Here is a 22,218-nt window from a genome sequence, read left to right on the forward strand (position 1 = left end):
AACAGCGCAGCGCACAGAACGGTTAAGTGATTTCATCAACCTGGCGGGCGGAGTTGCAATGTCTGAATTCAAACATCCTTATTATATATTTTCACCTGATTATCGGGAGTCATCCGGCGGTATTCAGGCTTTGCACAAACTCTGTCATCAAATCAATCTGCATGGCGGCAATGCATGGATGGTAAATAGCGATGTCACCAATCCTGCCTGGACTACGCCTAAGCTGGATGTTGAAATTTATGATCAGCATAAAAAATTGGCGCTGATCCCCATCGCTGTTTATCCTGAAATTTATTCTGGTAATCCAATTAAAGCTGACGTCTGCGTGCGCTACATGTTAAATCATGAAGCGCTGCTCAATGGTAATCGTCTTAATGAAACAGAAGAGGATCTCTTTTTCTGGTATAGCTCACAGCTGATTGTGAAAGAACCTGACGTTGATTTTTTAACGATGGTAGGCCCGGATTTAGAGATGTTCTCGGATGACGGTAGAGTAAAAACGACAAAACTTCTCTATCTGAATCGGGTACCTGAAGAGAAAGTCGATTTTACTGCTTTACCCGACGATATCACGATTATATCGGTTAAAAATCCTCGTCCTCTGGCAGAGCTGGCAGAAATTTTAAAGTCGGCCACGGTGATGTACACCTTTGAATGGTCCGGAACCTGTAACCTGGCTGCGTTGTGTGGGGTGCCGGTGGTTTCTCTGGTCGCCCCGGGTTATGAAAAACTCGCCATCTCCGACGCTTCGATTCGCGATATGGGCGGGGCGGGTGTCTGCTTTAGTGACGATCCCGCGGAACTGGAGAGCACGCGTGCCGGGCTTTTTAACGTTCGCGACCACATGCGAAAATTTGAAGCAAATTTCTCGCAGCAGTTAACGCACTTTTTTAGTAAAACGCAGAAGGCTGCAGAAAAGAAAAGTGAAGAGAGGTTTGTCTCAACGGAAAACTGGCTGGCCCATTATCCCGTGCCTGAAAAATCTCTGGCTGAAGCGAGTGCCGGTCTGTCCCTCAGCGTGGTGGTGCTGGATAACAATCTATCGCAGCAGGCACTCGATATTACACTCACCTCACTTCATACGTTGTGCGTGGATATTAACATCTACGCCACTGTGGAAATGAGTAAAAAGGATCCAAAACCGGATCACTTCAGCCGCTGGTTAAGCCAAATCCTGGCTGAAGACCAGAATGAATGGATACTGTTTCTCCATTCTGGCGACAGAATTTTCCCCAATATATTCAACAGTCTCTCACTTTTCAGCGAAAAAATTACGACATCGCTGGCATTTTATACAGACCGTATCTGGCTGGATCCGGATGGGGAAACTTCGTCACTTTTTCTGCCCGATTTTGATCCTGATTACTTTTTAGCGAAGCCAGAGTGCTTTGCCAGGGGAGCTTTCTTCAGACGTGAATTGTGTATGGAGATAATTAAATCACGTGACATTTCACCCCGGACGGTTGAAATCGATTTTTTATTCCCACTGCTCAATGCGCGAATGATGGCTGATATTCAGCATATCCCGCTGCCTGTGTTAGAGGTGTTATCAGCAGACAATAATAATGACGAGTTAACGCAGGCTTTACTGGCAGAGCACCTGACGCTAAGAGGGTACAGCTATGCTTCAATTGAAAAAAATAAGAACGTGTTTGCTATACATTACAATACGTCAGCAATTAAAAAGCTTACCGTCGTTCTTATCGTAGACAATGAAATTGATCAGGTTAAGCGGACGCTGTCGACGTTTGTCGACACCGTCACTGATACAGACTATGAAATCATTTTTATCGATAATCTGTCAGAAGACGAGAGCGTCAGAGCATGGCTATCTTCACTCTCAGAAATAAATGAAGATATCTTCAGAGTCTATTTCGTTGATGAGAAAATCAGCAGCGTCAGTGCGCTGAATTATGCTCTCTCTGTGGCGCGCGGTGAATTTACACTTTATCTTTCCTGTGGCATTTATTTTAACAATGTAGCGTGGCTTAACGCCTTGTTGAATCATTGCGGGCGTTCTGAACTCCTCGCCTGCGCGCCATTTTTAACAGATAAACGTAACCATCTCTATTCACCTGGCGTGATTGAGGGAGCAGTGCGCTATCACTACGATCCGTCATACACAGGGCATTCATCGAACGGGGTGAACGCCCTGGAACTGATCGTTCCACGACAATATTTACTGCTCAGCAGTGACTGTATCATGCTAAGAACCGTATCCTGCCAGCAGGCGGGGGGCCTGGATGAAGCGTTCCCGACGATAAATGCGGCGATTAGCGACCTGCTGCTAAGGGCTTCTGATCAAGAAACGTTGATGTTAGCCGTGCCTCAGTCACGGGTGTGTTGCGATGACATCCTTTCTGACGCAGAACGCATCCCTGCCACCTCTCTCTTTTATGATAAATGGATTGACCGGTTAGCCCGAGATCCTGCTGTTAATCCTAACCTCTCCTGGAATGGGGAGCATGTAGTCCGCGAGAATAATCGTTCGCTGATAGCCGCACGGCAGGGCTTAAAACCCGATGCGGTATTTTTGTTTAATGCCGAAGACTCTGCGGAAACACAGCGCGCAAAAGAACGCTTCCTGTCAGTTTCACACGCCGGCAATGGCATACATACGTTAATGTCTCAGCGTTTATCTGCTGCTGAACTTTACAGGATAAAGCCGGAGTGTATTGTGCTGAGCGATGTGATGGCTCACAGAAACTTGCTGCTGTTCAAAAAAAGACACCTTTTCCCTGGCACCCGTTTTATTGTTGAGGCGACCAAAGCATCATTCATCATGAACAGTCTTCAGTCTGATCATGATGAGATCCTGCAGAACACCGATCTGCTGGTGGTGAGAAATGACGCTGCCCGGAAACTTTTCAGCCATAAAAACATCGTCCTGCAGGCTGACAAACTCGGCACAGACTGGCAGCAACTTATCCAGCCCCGTCCGTTTCTATCCGTCAATCATGATAAGCCCAGAGTGGGCATCGTGCTGACGGATTTGCACCCGGAAGACTGGCGGCACATTGAGGTGCTTATCAGGGAGATGTGTGAAGATGTCTGCTGGATTATTTACGGAGCCTGTCCTGACGCATGGAAAGCCTTTATCCATGAATATCATCGTAAAGTGCCGCAAAACAGGCTTGCGCAGTTGTTTCAGTCCTTAAATTTAAACCTTGCGCTTGCACCTCTCTCAGATTCGTTACTCAACCAGGCGGAAGGGCATCGTGTTATCGCGCAGTTAGGTGCCTGCGGTTACCCGGTGCTGGCCAGCGATCACGATGCTTATAAAGAGATAATGAGCGTTGAGCGTATTAAAAATAAAACGTCGCAGTGGCGATTTATGATTAACAAAATGATCCGCAATCCGTTTTTAATGCAAAGCCTCGGTGAAAACCTCTATCAGGAAGTTAACAGACGCTGGATTTACCAGCCCGGAGAACTGCCGGTATGGCTTGCCCGTAAAGATCGCTGATACCGGGAAGATGGGTACGTATACGTACCCATTCTGTGCATGGATTTCCACAGCCTGGCACAGTCAGCCAGATAATGACGATCATCCCGTCCGTTACAGTTCCCCTCCAGCCTGCCGATAACTCTCCACAGAACAACATCATTTTTGATTTTAACTTTGTGGAGTGTCTATGCGCTTCAATTATGACCTTTTACCGGGCGAGCGGCTGACCTTCGACGAGATCGCCCGGCGTTATGCGCTGCAATATCCTGATGATAAAGAGCTGACGGCGCGTGCCTTGCTGAGCCCGTCTACCGGCCTGCGCACGCTGAAAATCCGTGCGGTGTTCGCAAGTGAAGAGAGCAACAGTCCGCTGGAAGATTTGCTGTTCATCTCCCATGACAATGAGCGTAAAAATTATCTGCGCCGTTTTGAGCACTACCTTAAGCAGAATCTCTCTTTCCTCTATTTTCGTCGCAGCGACAACGATAAGCGCGACAACCTGTGGAAAGTGATGGGCAGCAGTCAGGTCTTCGCAATGATTGATCCACAATCGGCCACGGCACAGAATCTGTTAAACAGTCGCGGCTACAAACTGGTGCTGATGCATCAGGATGATGAAGACATCTATTGGCAACTCTTTAATCCGCAGGCGGACCCCTGTTTTCCCCAATCGCAGCGTATTCAGTTCATCGTGGTGCTCAGTACGCCGCAGCACAAAGTCCCTGCGGCGGTAATGCCTGGAACTGAAGTCGGACGTCGCGTTAAAGCACGGGTGCTGCAGCGTGCCAGCCAGGCGGAATTCAGCGCGGGTGTCAAAGCGCGCTATGGTGCCTGCGTGATGACCGGCACCGAGCTTACTGAACGGCACAACTGGCCGTGGGTGGAAGCCTGTCATATCGACACGCAGGTGGGCGATGACGGCGTTCTGGCAGACAACAGTATTGATAACGGCCTGTTTTTACGCAGCGATCTGCAGCGGCTATTTATTAACCGACTGATTAGCATTGATGCTGAATCAGGCGCGATTCAGGTGCATCCCGGCGAGGAGGCACGGCAGCACATTGCGCCCTGGTATCAGGAGCTGGAGGGGCGTATCTGCAGTTTGTGGGCCGCGGTGCCGCCCGCCACGCGGCAACGGCTGCGCGCCCGTCGTTAATTTCAGGAGGCGTGCAGAAATAACTGCACGCTGACTTAACAAAAATCAAATAGCCTCGTTTTACCCCGCCTATTCAGCCAATCGAAAACGCTACAGAATTGGATAATCATGCCGATAACTTCATTAACGCAGGGTAGTCAACGTGAACGATTTCTATACCGCCGAAGGCGTGATGGACAAGCATTCGCTCTGGCAGCGCTACGTGCCGCTGGTGCGCCATGAAGCGTTGCGTCTGCAGGTTCGCCTGCCAGCCAGCGTTGAGCTTGACGACTTGCTGCAGGCAGGTGGGATAGGGCTGTTAAATGCCGTAGAGCGTTATGACGCGCTCCAGGGCACAGCTTTTACCACCTACGCCGTGCAGCGTATTCGTGGCGCAATGCTCGACGAGCTTCGCAGTCGGGACTGGGCACCACGCAGCGTGCGTCGTAACGCACGTGAAGTGGCGGGCGCAATGCACAGAGTGGAACAGTCGCTGGGGCGATCTGCTTCCGAGCAGGAAGTGGCGCAGCAGCTGAATGTTTCCATGGAGGAGTACCGGCAGATCCTGCTGGACACCAACAATAGTCAACTTTTCTCCTACGACGAGTATCGGGAAGAGCACGGCGACAGCGCGGAGCTGGTGACGGAAGGCCATGAAGAGGCTAATCCGCTTCACCAGTTGCTGGAAGGGAGTCTGCGTGAGCGCGTCATTGAAGCGATCGAAGCGTTACCCGATCGTGAAAAGATGGTGCTGACACTGTACTACCAGGAAGAACTGAACCTGAAAGAGATTGGCGCGGTACTTGATGTGGGTGAATCCCGTGTCAGCCAGCTGCACAGTCAGGCGATTAAACGCCTGCGGGCCCGACTTGCGGGAGCGCGCTAGCAGTATCAGTTCCTGGCGATTCAAAATTATAAGAAACCGGGGACTCAGTAATGGGAGCCAAGACCAAGGCCAGACCGTTAAGTCGTTATCTTAAAGACTATAAACACAGCCAGAGCAACTGTTCACACTGTGGCAAGGTATTAGATCGAATGGCGCTCGTTTTTCGTGGCCAGATCATCAATAAAGAGGCCATCGCACGGATGGACCAGATGATTGATGAACAGCTGTGGCTGAAACTTCAGCCCGAACTGACCGCGCTTTGTCGTTTTTGTAGTGATATTTTTTGTAATACCCATCCTAATTACTTCGACATTATGGCGTTTAAACAATATTTGTTTGAACAGACAGAGATGAGCCCAAGCACGATTCGTGAATATGTGGTGCGTCTGCGTCGACTGGATGAGATGCTGAAAGCCAAAAATTTCCCGGCTGAAAAGCTTAAAGGAAATAGCTGGCATCAGTGCCTGGAAAGCGATCTGCCCGATGCCGGTAATAACAATTACCGTATCGCGCTGCGCAAGTACGATCAGTTTTTAGGCTGGCAGCAGGCGTAAGCCTGTTCTGCACCGATTGCTCCCCCGCGTGCCTGCGGCACGTTCTCCCTTACCTGCCAGCCAGGTAAAAGGGAAGGGGGAGCACGGCGCTTCTTTCTTCTCGCCTCTTTATTACCGCATCTGCGGACACCTGAATCAGGGTGATCCTTTGCGCATCTTCTGCAACACTGTAAGGATAATTTTCATGCCCGACCGGAGGCAGTCTTGTCTTTACATCTGTTACATCAATTCCCGCGTCTTGAACTGCTTGGCGCACCGACGCCGTTAGAACATCTGCCACGGCTTTCCGACTATCTGGGTCGCGATATTTTCATCAAACGTGATGACTTCACACCGGTGGCGATGGGCGGCAACAAGCTGCGCAAACTCGAATTCCTGGCAGCCGATGCGCTGCGCGAAGGCGCAGACGTGCTGCTGACAGCGGGCGCGATCCAGTCTAACCATGTGCGACAGACGGCGGCCGTCGCGGCCCGGCTTGGCCTGAAGTGTGTGGCGCTGCTGGAAAACCCGATTGGCACCCACGCTGAAAACTACCTGAGCAACGGCAATCGTCTGTTACTGGACCTGATGGACGCGGAAGTGATAAGGGTCGATGCACTGCACAATCCCGCAGAGCAGCTGGCTGAAGAGGCTACGCGTCTGGAAGCTCAGGGCTTCCGTCCTTACATCGTGCCGGTAGGCGGCTCAAATGCGCTGGGTGCACTAGGCTATGTAGAGTGCGCGCAGGAGATCGCCCATCAGAGCGAAGGCGTGGTCGATTTCGCCGCCGTGGTTGTCGCTTCGGGCAGTGCTGGCACGCATGCCGGACTGGCGGTAGGCCTGGAACATCTGCTGCCGGAAACTGAGCTGGTCGGCGTCACCGTTTCACGCCAGGTCGATGCGCAGTTGCCGCTGGTAGAGCGTTTGCGTCAGTCGCTGGCGGAGACGCTGGAAGTGCAGGCCACGGCACCGATTACCTTGTGGGATGACTATTTTGCGCCACGCTACGGTGAACCCAATGATGAAGGCATGGCGGCGGTGAAACTGCTGGCGCAACTGGAAGGCATCCTGCTTGACCCGGTGTATACCGGCAAGGCAATGGCTGGATTGCTGGATGGCATCAGTCAGAATCGCTTCCGTCGTGAAGGTCCGCTGCTGTTTATTCATACGGGCGGCGCACCGGCGTTATTTGCTTATCATCCTTCGGTCTGAGACAAGCGAATAAAACAGTTTATACTCCGTGCGTTATCATTCTGGACTGGCAGCAACTCGCGGTGCTGCCCTTATAAAAACACACACACAATACTGTCAATAATGGGGTGAATATGTCCTTTTCTCGTGCAGGTCGTCAGATGGTGATGGGCGTCATGGCGGTGGCGCTGATCGCAGGCGTTAACGTTAAAACATTTGCAGCCGAAAACCTGCTGAACAAAATTAAAGAGCGTGGCACGCTGCTGGTGGGGCTGGAAGGCACCTATCCGCCATTCAGTTTCCAGGATGAAAAGGGCAAGCTGACCGGCTTTGAAGTGGAGTTCGCGGAACAGCTGGCGCAGCACATGGGCGTTAAAGCGAGCCTGAAACCGACCAAATGGGACGGCATGCTGGCCTCACTCGACGCGAAGCGTATCGATGTCGTCATCAACCAGGTCACCATCTCTGATGAGCGTAAGAAGAAGTATGACTTCTCCACGCCATACACGGTCTCTGGCATTCAGGCGCTGACGATGAAAGCCAACGCGAATACCATCACTAAACCGGCCGATCTGGCGGGCAAGAAAGTGGGCGTGGGGCTGGGCACCAACTACGAGCAGTGGCTGCGTGAGAACGTGAAGGACGTGGACATCCGGACCTATGATGATGACCCGACAAAATATCAGGATCTGCGCTCTGGTCGTCTGAATGCCATTCTGGTTGACCGTCTGGCCGCGCTGGATCTGGTCAAGAAAACCGGGGATACCATGGCGGTTGCGGGTGGTGCCTTCTCCCGTCAGGAGTCGGGCGTTGCAGTGCGTAAAGGCAACGACGATCTGCTGAAAGCGATCGACCAGGCCATTGCTGATATGCAGAAAGATGGCTCGCTGAGCAAGCTGTCTCAGAAATGGTTTGGCGCGGACGTGACGAAATAATGCAGGAAAGTCTTCAACTGGTGCTGGATTCAGCACCTTTTTTATTAAAAGGCGCGCTGTTTACGCTACAGCTCAGCATCGGCGGCATGTTCTTCGGCCTGCTGCTGGGCTTTATTCTGGCACTGATGCGTCTGTCGCGCTTCTGGCCGGTTCGCTGGCTGGCGCGGATCTATGTCTCGATTTTCCGTGGGACCCCGTTGATCGCCCAGCTGTTTATGATCTACTACGGCCTGCCGCAGTTTGGCATTGAGCTGGATCCGATCCCCTCCGCGATGATTGGTCTTTCCCTGAATACCGCCGCGTATGCTTCAGAGTCACTGCGCGGCGCGATTGCATCGATTGAGCGCGGACAGTGGGAAGCGGCAGCGAGTATCGGCATGACCCGCTGGCAGACCCTGCGCCGGGTGATCCTGCCGCAGGCGGCCCGCACCGCGTTGCCTCCGCTGGGCAACAGCTTTATCAGCCTGGTGAAGGATACCTCGCTGGCGGCGACCATTCAGGTGCCGGAACTGTTCCGTCAGGCGCAGTTGATCACCTCGCGCACGCTGGAAGTCTTTACTATGTATCTGGCGGCCTCGCTGATTTACTGGGTAATGGCAACGGTGTTGTCTGCGTTGCAGAACCGGCTGGAACAGCATGTTAATCGTCAGGATTCGGAGTCGAAATGAGCGCCATCGAAGTCAGAAAGCTGGTGAAATCTTTTAACGGCCAGAGGGTGCTGCACGACATCGACCTTGATGTGGCTGCCGGTGAAGTGGTGGCGATTATCGGCCCCAGCGGCTCGGGTAAAACCACGCTGCTGCGCAGTATCAACCTGCTGGAAGTACCGGACAGCGGCACTATCCGCGTCGGAGAGATTACCGTGGATGCGGCGCTGGCCCAGAGTAAGCAGAAAGAGCAGGTGCGTCGTCTGCGTCAGCAGGTCGGGTTTGTCTTCCAGAACTTCAATCTGTTTCCGCACCGTTCGGTGATGGAGAACATCATTGAAGGGCCGGTTATCGTCAAAGGTGAAGCGAAAGCGGATGCGATAGCCCGCGCCCGCACGCTGCTGGAGAAGGTCGGGCTGCACGGCAAAGAGGAGAGCTATCCGCGTCGTCTGTCGGGTGGACAGCAGCAGCGCGTGGCGATTGCGCGTGCACTGGCAATGCGACCTGAAGTGATCCTGTTTGATGAACCAACCTCGGCGCTGGATCCGGAGCTGGTGGGTGAGGTGCTCAGCACTATTCGCGCGCTGGCCGAAGAGAAACGCACCATGGTTATCGTGACGCATGAGATGAGCTTTGCCCGCGACGTCGCTGACCGCGCTATTTTTATGGATCAGGGGCGCATTGTGGAGCAGGGCGAGGCGAAAGCGTTATTCAGTAATCCTCAGCAGCCGCGTACCCGTCAGTTCCTCGATAAGTTCCTCAGTCAGTAACCTCACTGCCTTCCCGGGGAAGGCAGTTTTAATCGCCCCACTGTTTAAACGATAACGGACGGCTGTCAGCATAATGCGTGCCGTGATATCACAACCCATTATTCAGCCGTTAAACCTTTTGCTGCATCTGACAAATCTTTTCCTTTCATCGGTTATTTAATGGTTTTTCCCGGTGCCGCTTTCTCTTATTTATATTTCCTGCACTATGAAAAATTCTTTCTCATTATTCCGGCTGTAACGCTGATAATTAGCCTGTTTTCATGATGATTAATAAGTGTAAGGAAACGTTCTGCTGAGTAAATAACTGTGGCATCAGGTCCACCCCGCGGCTTTTAAGAGTTTCGCTACATTCATCATCGGTTCAATGGCGAATAATCGCTGGATAATCATAAAAGCAATACTGATTTCCTCGCTTTTACTTTCCAGCATTCTGACCTACATAGCAGGAGTCATTGAATGAGCCAGACTAAGTCAGACCAGATATTGTGGGTAGATACCCTGAAGGGTGCCTGCATATTACTGGTGGTCCTGTACCACACGGTATTACCGGGTTTTGAAGGGACGATGAAATACCTCACTGCCGGGTGGATCCCCGCCGAAATATGGATACAGTTTAATACGGTCCTGTCGCCGCTGCGTATGCCCGCCTTTTTCTTTGTGTCGGGACTGCTGGCGACCAATGGTATTATTAACCGGCCCTGGAAACAGGTGTTTACCAGCCGCATCACCAATCTTTTTTATCTCTATATTTTGTGGGGGTTTATTCAGTGGTGGTCCATCACTGGCATCTCCACAGAAATTACCGGCCAGCGGATTTCGCAGAATCTGAATGCCGCCTATGCCGGTTCGCTGTTTGAATTTCTCAAGCTGACCTTTATGGCCATGAGTACCTCGTGGTATCTCTATGGGCTGGGACTCTATTTCCTCTGCGCCAAAGTTTTTCGCCAATATAAGCTGGCCCTGGTAGCGGTGGCGATTCTGCTGAATTATCTGGCTGTCGAAAAAGTAATCCCGTTCTGGGGGCCGCAGAGTCTGGCGCAATATTTCCTGTTCTTCCTGCTAGGGACGTTCTGGAGCCAGACCATGCTGCGCCTGAGTGAATGGCGGCGAGAGAATCTGATGCCCTGGGCGCTGCTTGCTGCGGTCGCCGGTATTCATGTGATATTCGGTCTGGATAAGAGTCTGTTCCTGTGTGTGCTGGCGGTGTTGTTCAGTATTGCTGCATGCCGCTGGCTGAATCAGCATTTCAGCATGCGCTATCTCAACTGGGTGGGCCGCAATACGCTGCAGATTTACGTCATTCATCGTATTTTCATCGAGTTCTTTGGGATGTCCGCGATTCTGTTCGCGCAGCGGCATCATCTGTTCGGGCAGGCATGGTTTTCGTTCCTGTGGGCCTGTTTCTATCCGGTGGCCATCGTGGGCCTTTGTTCGCTCTGTTCAGTGGCGATCTGGTCGCTGACAAACCGTGGCGTCGGACAGTCGCTGTTTGTCTTTCCAACCTTAATGAAGCGGGTTGGATAGTGGCTCACCGGGTTACGCGTGGCAGCCAATGAATGCGCGCATCAGGCAGCCGGGGGAAGTCGGACTGACGCAGGGTGAAACGGTGCGGGCGGCGGGAAATAGTGTTCCCCCGTCACGTTCTGCCTGACGTACTCCTGACCCGCAACGCTGGATGCAACGTCGTTGTTTTGCCGGCCAGGGTAACCGGGAATTGACAGAGCTATGGCAAGGGGGGATTTCAGCGTATTCACGCTTTAATTCAGAAGCAGATAATTGCTAACGTATTAGCATGACTTTTTTGTTAATGATTTTTTAACAGTGTTGTCTTATTTAAAGCTATCGTAACGCTTATGTAATGTTTATTCTCAAACTGCCTCGCTTACTTATAAAACCTGTGGCCTTCTCAGCTTACTTTTTTAAAAAATCTGCTCAGGAAGGAGTCTGAAGCCTGAATAAAAGCCCCAGACTCCTTTTTATTTAGCCTTCGTACTCGCCGCCTTCGTACTCGCCGCCTTCGTACTCGCCGCCTTCGTGCTCGCCGCCTTCGTGCTCGCCACCTTCGTACTCGCCGCCTTCGTGCTCACCGCCTTCATGTTCACCGCCTTCGTACTCACCGCCTTCGTGCTCACCACGCAGGTCACTTATCGGGTGAGCACTGACACGACTATTTTCAACCGCAGCAAGTGCGGACTGTCCTGATTGAGCCATGACAAAGATACCGACGCCAATCCATAATTTTAAACGCATGTTTACTGTTCCTTCAGTGTTAGGATAAACATTCCTAAGGATTAATTGCAGAAGGGATTATACATGTTAGTTGTGATAACCAATTTACTTAATTCAAATGAAGCGGGTTTGCTTTGCGAAAAGATGCGTCATGCCGGTTATGTTGATGGTCGCGTTACTGCTGGACGAGAGGCTCGCCCGGTGAAACGGAACCAACAAGTTGCTCGCACTGATCCAGCGTTGGCAGATATGCAGAAACTCGTCACAGATCGCCTGATGAGCAATGATTTGTTCCGTATGGCTGTGAGGCCCAAAATTATCCTTCCCCCGATGTTCAGCCGCTATGAATCGGGCATGGAGTATGGGAATCATGTTGATAACTCAATTATGAGAGGGGTGCGCACTGATGTTTCCGTAACCATTTTCCTTTCGGATCCAGACCAGTATGAAGGCGGTCAGTTGGTCATGGATTCTCCTGGCGGTGAGCGCGAGGTGAAGCTACCGGCCGGTTATGCCGTAACCTATCCCACAACATCCTTGCATCGTGTTGCGCCTGTCGTCTCTGGCGAGCGGTTAGCCGCGGTCACCTGGGTGCGCAGTTTTGTGCGGAATGCCGCTGATCGGGAGACGCTTTTTGATCTGGACACTGCCCGGCATCGACTCTTCGAGTTGTTAGGAAAGACACCAGAAATGGACCTGCTGGCAAAGACGCAGTCAAACCTGCTTCGGCGCTGGGTCGAGGATTAAGGTAAGTTGAAACGCAAACCCCGGCATATCCGTTAAAAGTCATTCTGACGCTAAATATCTCATCAGATTCCAGATGATAAAAACGGGACATGAAAATGTGTAGTGGCAGAGTTAATCTGTCCACTACACATTCATTCATCCGAACTGTTCATGATCGGGATTCAGTGCAAGACTGACAGCCAAAGCCCCTTACCCAATAGTCATCAGACTCGCATTACCGCCTGCCGCCGCGGTATTCACACTCAGCGAACGCTCAATCAGCAGACGCTCAAGCAGCAGATTGGTTTCGCCGCGGGCAAAGCCCTGCACCGAGACAATCGCGCCATCACGCGCTGCGATCTGTTCACACAGGGTGCGCAACTGATCGGCATCACCGTGATAGATCACCGCATCAAACTCTGCCGCTAACGGGTCATGTGCCAGCGTGATGCGCGCTTTCACGGCATCAGGCAGCGAGGCCCGCAGCGCGCGATGCAGCTCATCATCCTGCCACAGCGCTTTACTGCCGACGCTGGTCACGGCAGCCAGCTGGATTAACGCATCCTGCTCGTTATCTGCCAGACAAAGCACCAGATCGCGCGGCAGTAGCGAGAAGGTGTTGCGCTCGCCAGTCGGACCAGGCAGCAGACGGACCACGCCTGCCTGCGCCAGCTCGCCATAGTGCTGGCAGAGTTGCGCCAGTTCCGGTTTATCTTTTGCCCAGTTGCTGAGTGCCTGATGCGGTGCCAGCAGTGCCTGACGCAGTGTGCTGTCTGCCGGGCGCTCGGCATCCTGACGATCAAAGGTCAGACGCAGCGCGCCATCCGGACGACTGGCCAGCAGGCGGTAGAGATAGAGCGGACCGCCGGCTTTCGGACCGGTTCCGGATAAGCCTTCGCCGCCAAACGGCTGGACGCCGACTACCGCGCCCACCATGTTGCGGTTAACGTAGAGGTTACCGACACGGGCATTGGCCGTAACCTGTGCGATGGTCTCGTCGATGCGGGTATGCACACCCAACGTCAGGCCATAGCCGGAGGCGTTGATCTGCTCTACCAGCTTCGGCAGGTTGTTGCGGGTGAAACGCACCACGTGCAGCACCGGTCCAAAAATCTCTTTATCCAGATCGCTGACCTGATTCAGCTCAATCAGCGTCGGTTTGACAAAGGTGCCGCTGGTCCACTCTTTGCTGTCCTGCGGATTATCCTGTACTGCCTGATAAACGGTGAAGCCCTTGTTGCGCATCGCCTGAATATGGCGATCGATATTGGCTTTTGCCTCGGCGTCAATCACCGGGCCGATATCCGTTGAGAAGCGCTCCGGATTGCCCATGCGGCACTCCGCCATCGCGCCGCGCAACATCTTCAGCGTATGGTCGGCGACATCTTCCTGAATGCAGAGCAGACGCAGGGCAGAACAGCGCTGTCCTGCACTGTCGAAGGCGGATGCGACGATATCGATCACTACCTGCTCAGTCAGCGCGGAAGAGTCAACGATCATCGCATTCATCCCGCCGGTCTCCGCAATCAGCGGTACAGGACGACCGTATTGATCAAGACGACCGGCCAGATTCCGCTGCAGCAGGCTCGCGACAGCGGTTGAACCGGTAAACATCACGCCACGGACCCGATTGTCCCCGGTCAGCTGTGCGCCCACGGTTTCACCCTGACCCGGCAGCAGTTGCAGTACGCCTGGTGGCACACCCGCATCCAGCAGGATCTGAACCGCCTGCGCGGCAATCAGCGGAGTCTGCTCAGCCGGTTTAGCCAGCACGCTGTTGCCAGCGGCCAGTGCAGCCGCAATCTGACCGGTGAAGATCGCCAGCGGGAAGTTCCATGGGCTGATGCAGACCACCGGACCCAACGGACGATGGGTTTCATTGTCGAAATCGTCGCGCACCATACCGGCGTAGTAATAGAGGAAATCCACCGCTTCGCGCACTTCCGCGATGGCGTTGTTATAGGTCTTGCCTGCTTCACGTACCAGGATGCCAAGCAGCTGCTGCATCTGGCCTTCCATAATCTGTGCGGCGCGTTCCAGAATCGCCGCACGCTCCTGCGGCGGGGTAGCAAACCAGATCGGTCCGCTGTTCACGGCGGCATCCAGCGCCACAGAGACGTCCTGCTCAGTGGCTTCACGTACCTGACCTACACGATCGTTTGGTGCGGCCGGGTTCAGAACGTCGCGCAACTCACCCGCACCCGCTTCACCGTCGACCATCGGCTCGGCCAGGCAGGGCTGTGCGGCGCTGCTCAGCAGGGCGCTGGAGAGTGAGGCGAGACGGTGTTCGTTAGCCATGTCCAGACCCGCTGAGTTCACGCGGGTCTCGCCATACAGCTCGCGCGGCAGCGGGATTTTTGGATGCGGCAGACCAATAGCGCCTTCGCTGACACCCAGTTTCTCTACAGCAGTCACCGGATCGGCTACCAGCTCATCAATCGGCAGCGAGGTATCGGCAATGCGGTTAACAAAGGAGGTGTTGGCTCCGTTTTCCAGCAGTCGACGCACCAGATAGGCCAGCAGGGTTTCATGGGTGCCGACCGGCGCATAGATACGGCAGGGGCGATTCAGCTTACCGTCAGCGACTTTGCCAACCACCTGCTCATACAGCGGTTCACCCATGCCATGCAGACACTGAAACTCATACTGACCCGGATAGTAGTTATTGCCTGCCAGCTGATAAATCGCGGCCAGCGTGTGGGCGTTGTGGGTGGCAAACTGCGGATAGATCAGGCTGGGAACAGAGAGCAGTTTGCGAGCGCAGGCCAGGTAAGAGATATCGGTGTAAACCTTACGGGTGTAAACCGGGTAGCCTTCCAGGCCTTCCATCTGGGCGCGCTTAATTTCGCTGTCCCAGTATGCGCCTTTCACCAGACGTATCATCAGGCGACGGCGGCTGCGTTGCGCCAGATCGATCAGCTCATCGATCACAAACGGACAGCGTTTCATGTAAGCCTGAATCACGAAGCCGATGCCGTTCCAGCCTTCCAGCTCTGGCTCGAAACAGAGTTTTTCCAGTAAATCCAGCGACAGCTCCAGCCGGTCGGCTTCTTCTGCATCGATGTTGATGCCGATGTCATAAGAGCGGGCCAGCAGCGTCAGCGATTTCAAAATAGGGTAGAGCTCATCCATCACCCGCTCATACTGCGCGCGGCTATAGCGGGGATGCAGGGCTGAGAGCTTGATGGAGATGCCCGGGCCTTCATAGATGCCACGACCATTTGATGCTTTACCAATGGCGTGAATCGCCTGCTGATAAGAGAGCAGATAGGCTTTGGCATCGCCTGCGGTCAGGGCCGCTTCACCCAGCATATCGTAAGAGTAACGGAAACCTTTCTCTTCCAGCTTGCGGGCGTTCGCCAGTGCTTCAGCAATGGTTTCACCGGTGACGAACTGCTCACCCATCAGACGCATCGCCATATCCACGCCTTTGCGGATCAGGGGCTCGCCGCCTTTACCGATAATGCGGTTGAGCGAGCTGGAAAGATTCGCCTCATTGTGGGTCGAGACCAGCCGGCCGGTAAACAACAGGCCCCAGGTCGCCGCATTGACAAACAGCGACGGACTGCGTCCCAGGTGAGATTGCCAGTTACCGTTGCTGATCTTGTCGCGGATTAACGCATCGCGTGTCGGCTTGTCAGGAATACGCAACAGCGCTTCCGCCAGACACATTAACGCCACACCTTCATGTGAAGAAAGAGAGAACTCCTGCAGCAGGCTTTGCACCATGCCAGCGCGTCCGGTTGCACCTTTCTGGTGCCGCAGCCTGTCGGCGAGCTGATAAGCCAGCTGATGCGTTTTCTCTGCCAGCGCCGCGGGTAACCGTGCCTGCTCCAGCATCATCGGGACCGCATCGGTCTCCGGGCGACGCCAGGCGGCAGTCACCGCTGAACGCGTCACGGACTGAGGTAAAATCTGCTCTGCGAAGTCAAGGAACGGCTGGTGCGTCTCCTCTGACTGGATGTCGTCCGATTCCGCGGCGGCCTGGGCAGAAAGCGGGATCTCCGGCACGGCGTCGCCGCTCTCCAGCTGGCTGAGATAGTTAAAGACCGCCTGTTTAATCAGCCAGTGTGGCGTGCGATCAATTCGCTGCGCAGCCAGTTTGATGCGCTCGCGTGTCGCGTCATCCAGTTTTACACCCATGGTGGTTGTAGCCATGACTCCAGAGCTCCTTAATAGTGGTTCGGTACGGCGTTGGCTGCACTATCACTTAAGTTGCAACTTTGTGCAACCGTGTTAAATGTGAGCCAGTTAACACCCTTCTGACATCAGCAATTGTTAAATCCCGCAATGCGGCACGGATATTGCTGCAAGATCCTCGCCAGGTCGGCTGGCCTGATAAAAAGCGGGTTTCCGGCCGGTTATACAGAGGTGCAACCAGATAACTGTGAGCGAGTGCAACCTATCAGCACGTTTTCACAAACGGTTAGTGAAATCACTGTAACGCCTGTGTTAAATCCATTGTGCGCGGAACGCCTTTCCGGCAGGATACCGCGCCGCTGGGAAATGACTGACGCCCTGACGAAGAAAATCGACCCGCTTTGCCCCGTTCCGGCAGGCGGGTAGCTGGCGATTTCCTTGGGATATCAAATAATAAGTGGAGAGACAGATGAGTGTAAGTACACCGATGCTGGTGACCTTTGTGGTTTATATTCTTGGGATGGTATTAATCGGTTTTGCGGCTTATCGCTCGACCAAAAACTTCGATGATTACATCCTCGGTGGCCGCAGTCTGGGTAGTGTGGTCACGGCACTCTCTGCCGGTGCATCCGATATGAGTGGCTGGTTGCTGATGGGCTTACCGGGTGCCATCTTCATTTCCGGCATCTCTGAGAGCTGGATTGCGATTGGTCTGACGATCGGTGCCTGGCTGAACTGGAAAATCGTGGCCGGTCGCCTGCGTGTTCAGACCGAGCATCATAACAATGCCCTGACGCTGCCGGACTTCTTTACCTGCCGCTTTGAAGACCACAGTAAAATCCTGCGCGTTATCTCCGCTATTGTGATTCTGGTGTTCTTCACCATCTATTGCGCCTCAGGTGTGGTAGCCGGTGCGCGTCTGTTTGAAAGCACCTTTGGGATGAGTTACGAGACTGCACTGTGGGCGGGTGCCGCGGCGACCATCCTCTATACCCTGGTGGGCGGTTTCCTGGCGGTGAGCTGGACCGATACCGTTCAGGCGAGCCTGATGATTTTTGCGCTGATCCTGACGCCGGTATTTGTGATTATCGCCGTCGGTGGCTGGTCCGATTCGATGGCGGTAATCGAGGCGAAGAGCCTTGAAAACCTCGATATGCTGAAAGGGCTGAATTTTGTCGCGGTCATCTCGCTGCTCGGCTGGGGTCTGGGCTACTTTGGACAGCCGCATATTCTGGCGCGCTTTATGGCGGCAGATTCGCATCGCTCTATCCGCACCGCACGCCGTATCGGTATGACGTGGATGGTGCTCTGTCTGGCGGGCGCGGTGGCCGTTGGCTTCTTCGGTATTGCCTGGTTCCAGAACAACCCGACCCTGGCAACCGGCGTCAATGATAACGCTGAGCGCGTCTTTATCGAGCTGGCGCGCATTCTCTTCAATCCGTGGATTGCCGGTATTCTGCTGTCTGCCATTCTGGCAGCAGTGATGTCAACGCTGAGCTGTCAGCTGCTGGTCTGCTCCAGCGCCCTGACCGAAGACCTCTATAAAGGCTTCCTGCGCAAAAATGCCAGTCAGAAAGAGCTGGTATGGGTAGGGCGTCTGATGGTGCTGCTGGTGGCGCTGATTGCGATTGCGCTGGCGTCGAACCCGGAAAACCGCGTGCTGGGCCTGGTAAGCTACGCCTGGGCGGGCTTTGGTGCGGCGTTTGGTCCGGTGGTGCTGTTTGGCGTCTGCTGGAAGCGTATGAACCGCAACGGTGCGCTGGCGGGGATGATTATCGGTGCCCTGACCGTGCTGGTATGGAAACAGTATGGCTGGCTGGGACTGTATGAAATCATCCCTGGCTTCATCTTCGCCAGCATCGCGATTGTGGTCTTCAGCCTGATGGGACGTGAACCCTCAGCCGAAGCGCAGCAGCGCTTTGCTGCCGCAGAAGCGGAGTTCCAGACCAAATAAGCGAAGCGTTAATCATCAAAGCCCGCCCCGCAAGGAGCGGGCTTTTTTTGTTACAAAGATAAATCACCCAAGGATGAAATTATCTCCGCCAGTAACTTGTTTTTTTCGCAGCGATAATGATAATCGGTATCGTTTACACTTTACCTGATTTTACTGTTCATTGACGCTGCTTAACATTCAAGAGGTTGGCGATGTTTGTTCCGTTTCTCATCATGCTGCGGGAAGGGCTTGAAGCCGCGCTGATAGTCAGCCTGATAGCCAGCTATCTCAAGCGCACCCAGCGCACCCAATGGTTTCCGGCGATGTGGGCAGGCGTGTTTATCGCCGCTGCGCTCTGTCTGGGCCTGGGTCTGTTTATCAATGCGACTACCGGTGAATTCCCGCAAAAAGAGCAGGAGCTGTTTGAAGGCATCGTGGCGGTGATTGCGGTGGTAATCCTTACCTCAATGGTGTTCTGGATGCGCAAAGTCGCCCGCAACATTCGGGTCGAGCTTGAGCAGGCGGTCGATCAGGCGCTGCAACGTTCAGGCCGGGGCGGTCTGGCGCTGGTGCTGATGGTGTTTCTTGCCGTGGCGCGTGAAGGGCTGGAGTCAGTGTTCTTCCTGCTGGCGGCCTTTACGCAGGATGTCGGTTATGCGCCGCCGATCGGCGCGGTGCTGGGTCTGGCAACCGCCGTGGTGCTGGGCATGCTGCTTTACTGGGGCGGTATCCGCCTGAACATGGCGCATTTCTTCCGCTGGACCAGCGTTTTCATCCTCTTTGTCGCGGCGGGCCTTGCAGCCAGTGCGATTCGCGCCTTCCACGAAGCGGGATTGTGGAATCGCTTTCAGGATGTGGCCTTTGATCTCAGCAATACCTTATCGACCCATTCGCTGTTCGGCACGCTGCTGGAAGGCATTCTGGGTTATCAGGAGACGCCAAGCGTCAGTGAAGTGACGATTTACTTCGTCTATCTGATCCCGGCGCTGATTCTGTTCTTTATGCCTGCGCGACCTGCTGCGTCGGCGACGGTGTAATCAGACATTTTTTAGGTGCGCCCGCCGCGCCTGCAACTTAACAGGGAATATCGAGATGACAATGCGTTTCCGCCGCAAGGCGCTGCTGCTTCCTCTGCTGGCAATCTCCGCATCGGCTACCGCAGCGGTTCCTCAGGTTACCGTAAGCGTCAATGACAGGCAGTGTGAGCCGATGAGCCTGACGGTCAAGGCTGGCAAAACCCAGTTCCTGATTAAAAACAACAGCCAGAAAGCGCTGGAGTGGGAGATCCTTAAAGGCGTGCTGGTGGTGGAAGAGCGTGAAAACATCGCGCCGGGCTTCAGTCAGAAGCTGACTGCCAATCTGGAAGCGGGCGATTATGAGATGACCTGTGGCCTGCTGAGCAATCCGAAAGGCAAGCTGATTGTAAAAGGGGAGGGTGCAGCGACAGTCAGCTCTTCTCCACGTATGCAGCTGGAAGGGCCGATCACCGAATATAAAGCCTATGTGACGGAGCAGGTGAACCAGCTGGTGAGCAGCACCCAGGCGTTTACGGACGCAGTTAAAGCGGGCGATGTGGAAAAAGCCAAAGCGCTGTTTGCCCCGACCCGTCAGTACTATGAGCGTATTGAGCCCATTGCTGAGCTGTTCTCCGATCTCGACGGCAGCATTGATGCCCGCGAAGATGACTACGAGAAGAAATCAGCCGATCCGAAGTTCACCGGTTTCCACCGTCTGGAAAAAGCTTTGTTTGCTGATAACAGCACCAAAGACATGGCGGACTACGCGGATAAGCTGAGTAAAGATGTAAAAGATTTGCAGGTGCGCATCAGCGAACTGGCCTTCCCGCCAGCCAAAGTCGTCGGCGGCGCAGCCGGTCTGATTGAAGAAGTGGCTTCCAGCAAGATTTCCGGCGAGGAAGATCGCTACAGTCGCACTGACCTGTGGGATTTCCAGGCCAATGTCGATGGTGCACAGAAAATCGTTGAGCTGCTGCGACCGCTGGTGAGCAAAGCAAATCCGCAGCTGCTGGCCAAAGTTGACGCCAACTTCAAAAAAGTGGATGCGATCCTGAGCAAGTACCGCACCCAAACCGGTTTCGAATCCTATGAGAAGCTGACCAGCGCTGACCGTAACGCGCTGAAAGGGCCGATCACCGCGCTGGCGGAAGATCTTTCATTACTTCGTGGCACTCTGGGTCTGGATTAATCATGAGTCGTAAGGAAGATGACGCGCAACCTGCGCGTCGTCGTTTACTGAAAGGACTGGGTCTGCTTGGCGGGGCGGCGGCCATCGGCGGCGGCTGTCCGTTCCACACCGCTGCCGCTGACAGCTTTTCGCCAGGTACGGTGACGCCGCAGGCGCGACAACAGATGCAACCGTTTTATGGTCAGCATCAGGCGGGCATTACGACGCCTCAGCAGGCATCAATGATGCTGGTGGCGTTTGACCTGCTCAGCAGCGATAAAGCCGAACTGAAGCGTCTCTTTCAGCTGCTGACCCAGCGTATCGCCTTTCTCACTAAAGGCGGTCCGGCACCTGCGGTCACCAATCCGCAACTGCCGCCGATGGATTCCGGCATTCTGGGAGCGACGATCGCGCCGGATAATCTGACGATTACCGTATCTGTCGGGCACTCGCTCTTTGACGAACGCTTTGGTCTGGCGCCGCATAAACCAAAAAAATTGCAGCCGATGACGCGTTTCCCCAATGATTCGCTGGATGCCAGCCAGTGTCACGGCGATCTGCTGTTACAGCTCTGCGCCAACACCCAGGACACAGTGATTCATGCCCTGCGTGACATCATCAAGCATACGCCCGATCTGCTGGGTGTACGCTGGCGGCGCGAAGGCTTTATCTCCGACCACGCGGCACGCAGTCAGGGGCAGGAGACGCCGATCAATCTGCTGGGCTTTAAAGATGGCACCGCGAATCCGGATACTCACGATTCTGTGCTGATGAACCAACTGCTTTGGGTGACCGCGGACCAGGATGAACCTGCCTGGGCACGCAACGGCAGCTATCAGGCCGTGCGGCTTATCCGCTTTCACGTCGAAATGTGGGACCGCACGCCGCTGGGTGAGCAGCAGACCATCTTTGGACGCGAGAAGCTGAGCGGTGCGCCGCTGGGGATGAAGCATGAGCGTGACGTTCCGGATTACGCCCGTGACCCGGACGGCGACGTGATTGCACTGGATGCGCACATCCGTCTTGCCAACCCTCGCACACCTGAGACGGCCAGCAGCCTGATGCTGCGACGCGGCTACAGTTACTCGGCGGGTATCTCTGCATCCGGCCAGCTGGAGATGGGGCTGCTGTTCGTCTGCTACCAGCACGATCTGGAACGTGGGTTTCTGACCGTGCAGCAGCGCCTGAACGGGGAAGCGCTGGAAGAATATATCCGGCCTTTTGGCGGCGGTTACTTTTTCGTTTTACCCGGTGTCCCCGACGCCAGCCATTATTTAGCGCAGCCATTGCTTGAAGTCTGATTAAATTTTAACCATCCAGGCGGCCTCTCCCAGACCGCCTGCCTTTTCGGTTTCAGCGCTTTGCTTACTGAGTTTTCGCTGAGATTAAACCGTTCTCTGGCATATATAAAATATTCTAAGTTACTGTAATCTATTAATTTTACATTTCGCCTTAAAAGAA

Annotated in this window: 16 protein-coding genes; 14 read left to right on the top strand and 2 right to left on the bottom strand. The window is 54.1% G+C overall.

Translation table 11 applies throughout. The annotated features are described in order from the left end of the window. The first annotated feature begins 58 nt into the window (after positions 1 to 58). The 9 genes from F3I20_RS08830 to F3I20_RS08870 all read left to right on the top strand — a co-directional run bounded on the left by F3I20_RS08830 (position 59) and on the right by F3I20_RS08870 (position 11,069). Positions 59 to 3,466: a glycosyltransferase family 2 protein gene (locus F3I20_RS08830; RefSeq protein ID WP_150014886.1), complete on the top strand. Its 3,408-nt coding sequence runs from the start codon at positions 59 to 61 to the stop codon at positions 3,464 to 3,466. A 169-nt stretch (positions 3,467 to 3,635) separates the two neighbouring features. Beyond that, positions 3,636 to 4,604 (top strand): HNH endonuclease signature motif containing protein, encoded by a 969-nt coding sequence (locus F3I20_RS08835; RefSeq protein WP_150037483.1) that lies wholly within the window; start codon positions 3,636 to 3,638, stop codon positions 4,602 to 4,604. A gap of 142 nt (positions 4,605 to 4,746) precedes the next feature. After that, a complete protein-coding gene (locus F3I20_RS08840) occupies positions 4,747 to 5,469 on the top strand; it encodes an RNA polymerase sigma factor FliA (RefSeq protein ID WP_003854529.1) in 723 nt (240 codons plus the stop codon). A 50-nt stretch (positions 5,470 to 5,519) separates the two neighbouring features. Beyond that, complete coding sequence (gene fliZ / locus F3I20_RS08845; RefSeq protein ID WP_008926851.1) at positions 5,520 to 6,023, top strand: flagella biosynthesis regulatory protein FliZ; 504 nt, start codon at positions 5,520 to 5,522, stop codon at positions 6,021 to 6,023. A gap of 204 nt (positions 6,024 to 6,227) precedes the next feature. Further along, positions 6,228 to 7,214, top strand: a complete 987-nt coding sequence (locus F3I20_RS08850) for a D-cysteine desulfhydrase (RefSeq protein WP_150014890.1) — start codon at positions 6,228 to 6,230, stop codon at positions 7,212 to 7,214. Positions 7,215 to 7,327: 113 nt separating this feature from the next. Next, a complete protein-coding gene (gene tcyJ, locus F3I20_RS08855) occupies positions 7,328 to 8,128 on the top strand; it encodes a cystine ABC transporter substrate-binding protein (protein WP_150014892.1) in 801 nt (266 codons plus the stop codon). Then, the gene (gene tcyL, locus F3I20_RS08860; RefSeq protein ID WP_013358251.1) at positions 8,128 to 8,796 is read left to right on the top strand and encodes a cystine ABC transporter permease; all 669 of its coding nucleotides are present in this window, start codon (positions 8,128 to 8,130) and stop codon (positions 8,794 to 8,796) included. Before tcyJ ends, tcyL begins: the two co-directional genes overlap by 1 nt. Beyond that, a complete protein-coding gene (gene tcyN / locus F3I20_RS08865) occupies positions 8,793 to 9,545 on the top strand; it encodes an L-cystine ABC transporter ATP-binding protein TcyN (protein ID WP_150014894.1) in 753 nt (250 codons plus the stop codon). Before tcyL ends, tcyN begins: the two co-directional genes overlap by 4 nt. A 456-nt stretch (positions 9,546 to 10,001) precedes the next feature. After that, positions 10,002 to 11,069 (top strand): acyltransferase family protein, encoded by a 1,068-nt coding sequence (locus F3I20_RS08870; protein ID WP_150037482.1) that lies wholly within the window; start codon positions 10,002 to 10,004, stop codon positions 11,067 to 11,069. Positions 11,070 to 11,525: 456 nt separating this feature from the next. Here F3I20_RS08870 and F3I20_RS23910 read toward each other — a convergent pair whose 3' ends face one another. Beyond that, positions 11,526 to 11,795 (bottom strand): hypothetical protein, encoded by a 270-nt coding sequence (locus F3I20_RS23910; protein WP_190286156.1) that lies wholly within the window; start codon positions 11,793 to 11,795, stop codon positions 11,526 to 11,528. Between the two features lie 63 nt (positions 11,796 to 11,858). Between F3I20_RS23910 and F3I20_RS08880 the strand changes: the two genes are divergently transcribed. Further along, positions 11,859 to 12,521: a Fe2+-dependent dioxygenase gene (locus F3I20_RS08880; protein WP_150014900.1), complete on the top strand. Its 663-nt coding sequence runs from the start codon at positions 11,859 to 11,861 to the stop codon at positions 12,519 to 12,521. Between the two features lie 189 nt (positions 12,522 to 12,710). Here the strand turns inward: F3I20_RS08880 and putA are convergent, their stop codons facing one another. Next, a complete protein-coding gene (putA, locus tag F3I20_RS08885) occupies positions 12,711 to 16,658 on the bottom strand; it encodes a trifunctional transcriptional regulator/proline dehydrogenase/L-glutamate gamma-semialdehyde dehydrogenase (protein ID WP_150037481.1) in 3,948 nt (1,315 codons plus the stop codon). Between the two features lie 451 nt (positions 16,659 to 17,109). Here putA and putP point away from each other — a divergent pair, with 451 nt between their 5' ends. From putP to efeB, 4 genes are all read left to right on the top strand, one after another. Then, positions 17,110 to 18,594 carry a sodium/proline symporter PutP gene (gene putP / locus F3I20_RS08890; RefSeq protein ID WP_150014905.1) on the top strand — a complete coding sequence of 495 codons (1,485 nt, stop codon included), beginning with the start codon at positions 17,110 to 17,112 and terminating at the stop codon, positions 18,592 to 18,594. Between the two features lie 191 nt (positions 18,595 to 18,785). Further along, on the top strand, positions 18,786 to 19,610 hold the full coding sequence (gene efeU, locus F3I20_RS08895; protein WP_150014908.1) for an iron uptake transporter permease EfeU: 825 nt from the start codon (positions 18,786 to 18,788) through the stop codon (positions 19,608 to 19,610). Positions 19,611 to 19,665: 55 nt separating this feature from the next. Beyond that, positions 19,666 to 20,778, top strand: a complete 1,113-nt coding sequence (gene efeO, locus F3I20_RS08900) for an iron uptake system protein EfeO (RefSeq protein ID WP_150037480.1) — start codon at positions 19,666 to 19,668, stop codon at positions 20,776 to 20,778. A gap of 2 nt (positions 20,779 to 20,780) precedes the next feature. After that, positions 20,781 to 22,058, top strand: coding sequence for an iron uptake transporter deferrochelatase/peroxidase subunit (efeB, locus tag F3I20_RS08905; protein WP_150014914.1), 1,278 nt, complete (start codon positions 20,781 to 20,783; stop codon positions 22,056 to 22,058). Positions 22,059 to 22,218 lie beyond the last annotated feature (160 nt).

It is taken from the genome of Candidatus Pantoea gossypiicola (assembly GCF_008632075.1).
Classification (GTDB): Bacteria; Pseudomonadota; Gammaproteobacteria; order Enterobacterales; family Enterobacteriaceae; genus Pantoea; species Pantoea gossypiicola.

Bases quoted from the DNA above. Each gene is read 5' to 3' on its own strand.
- F3I20_RS08830 (WP_150014886.1), top strand. From the start codon at position 59: ATGTCTGAATTCAAACATCCTTATTATATATTTTCACCTGATTATCGG.
- F3I20_RS08835 (WP_150037483.1), top strand. From the start codon at position 3,636: ATGCGCTTCAATTATGACCTTTTACCGGGCGAGCGGCTGACCTTCGAC.
- fliZ (WP_008926851.1), top strand. From the start codon at position 5,520: ATGGGAGCCAAGACCAAGGCCAGACCGTTAAGTCGTTATCTTAAAGAC.
- tcyJ (WP_150014892.1), top strand. From the start codon at position 7,328: ATGTCCTTTTCTCGTGCAGGTCGTCAGATGGTGATGGGCGTCATGGCG.
- tcyL (WP_013358251.1), top strand. From the start codon at position 8,128: ATGCAGGAAAGTCTTCAACTGGTGCTGGATTCAGCACCTTTTTTATTA.
- tcyN (WP_150014894.1), top strand. From the start codon at position 8,793: ATGAGCGCCATCGAAGTCAGAAAGCTGGTGAAATCTTTTAACGGCCAG.
- F3I20_RS08870 (WP_150037482.1), top strand. From the start codon at position 10,002: ATGAGCCAGACTAAGTCAGACCAGATATTGTGGGTAGATACCCTGAAG.
- F3I20_RS23910 (WP_190286156.1), bottom strand. From the start codon at position 11,795: ATGCGTTTAAAATTATGGATTGGCGTCGGTATCTTTGTCATGGCTCAA.
- F3I20_RS08880 (WP_150014900.1), top strand. From the start codon at position 11,859: ATGTTAGTTGTGATAACCAATTTACTTAATTCAAATGAAGCGGGTTTG.
- putA (WP_150037481.1), bottom strand. From the start codon at position 16,658: ATGGCTACAACCACCATGGGTGTAAAACTGGATGACGCGACACGCGAG.
- putP (WP_150014905.1), top strand. From the start codon at position 17,110: ATGAGTGTAAGTACACCGATGCTGGTGACCTTTGTGGTTTATATTCTT.
- efeU (WP_150014908.1), top strand. From the start codon at position 18,786: ATGTTTGTTCCGTTTCTCATCATGCTGCGGGAAGGGCTTGAAGCCGCG.
- efeO (WP_150037480.1), top strand. From the start codon at position 19,666: ATGACAATGCGTTTCCGCCGCAAGGCGCTGCTGCTTCCTCTGCTGGCA.
- efeB (WP_150014914.1), top strand. From the start codon at position 20,781: ATGAGTCGTAAGGAAGATGACGCGCAACCTGCGCGTCGTCGTTTACTG.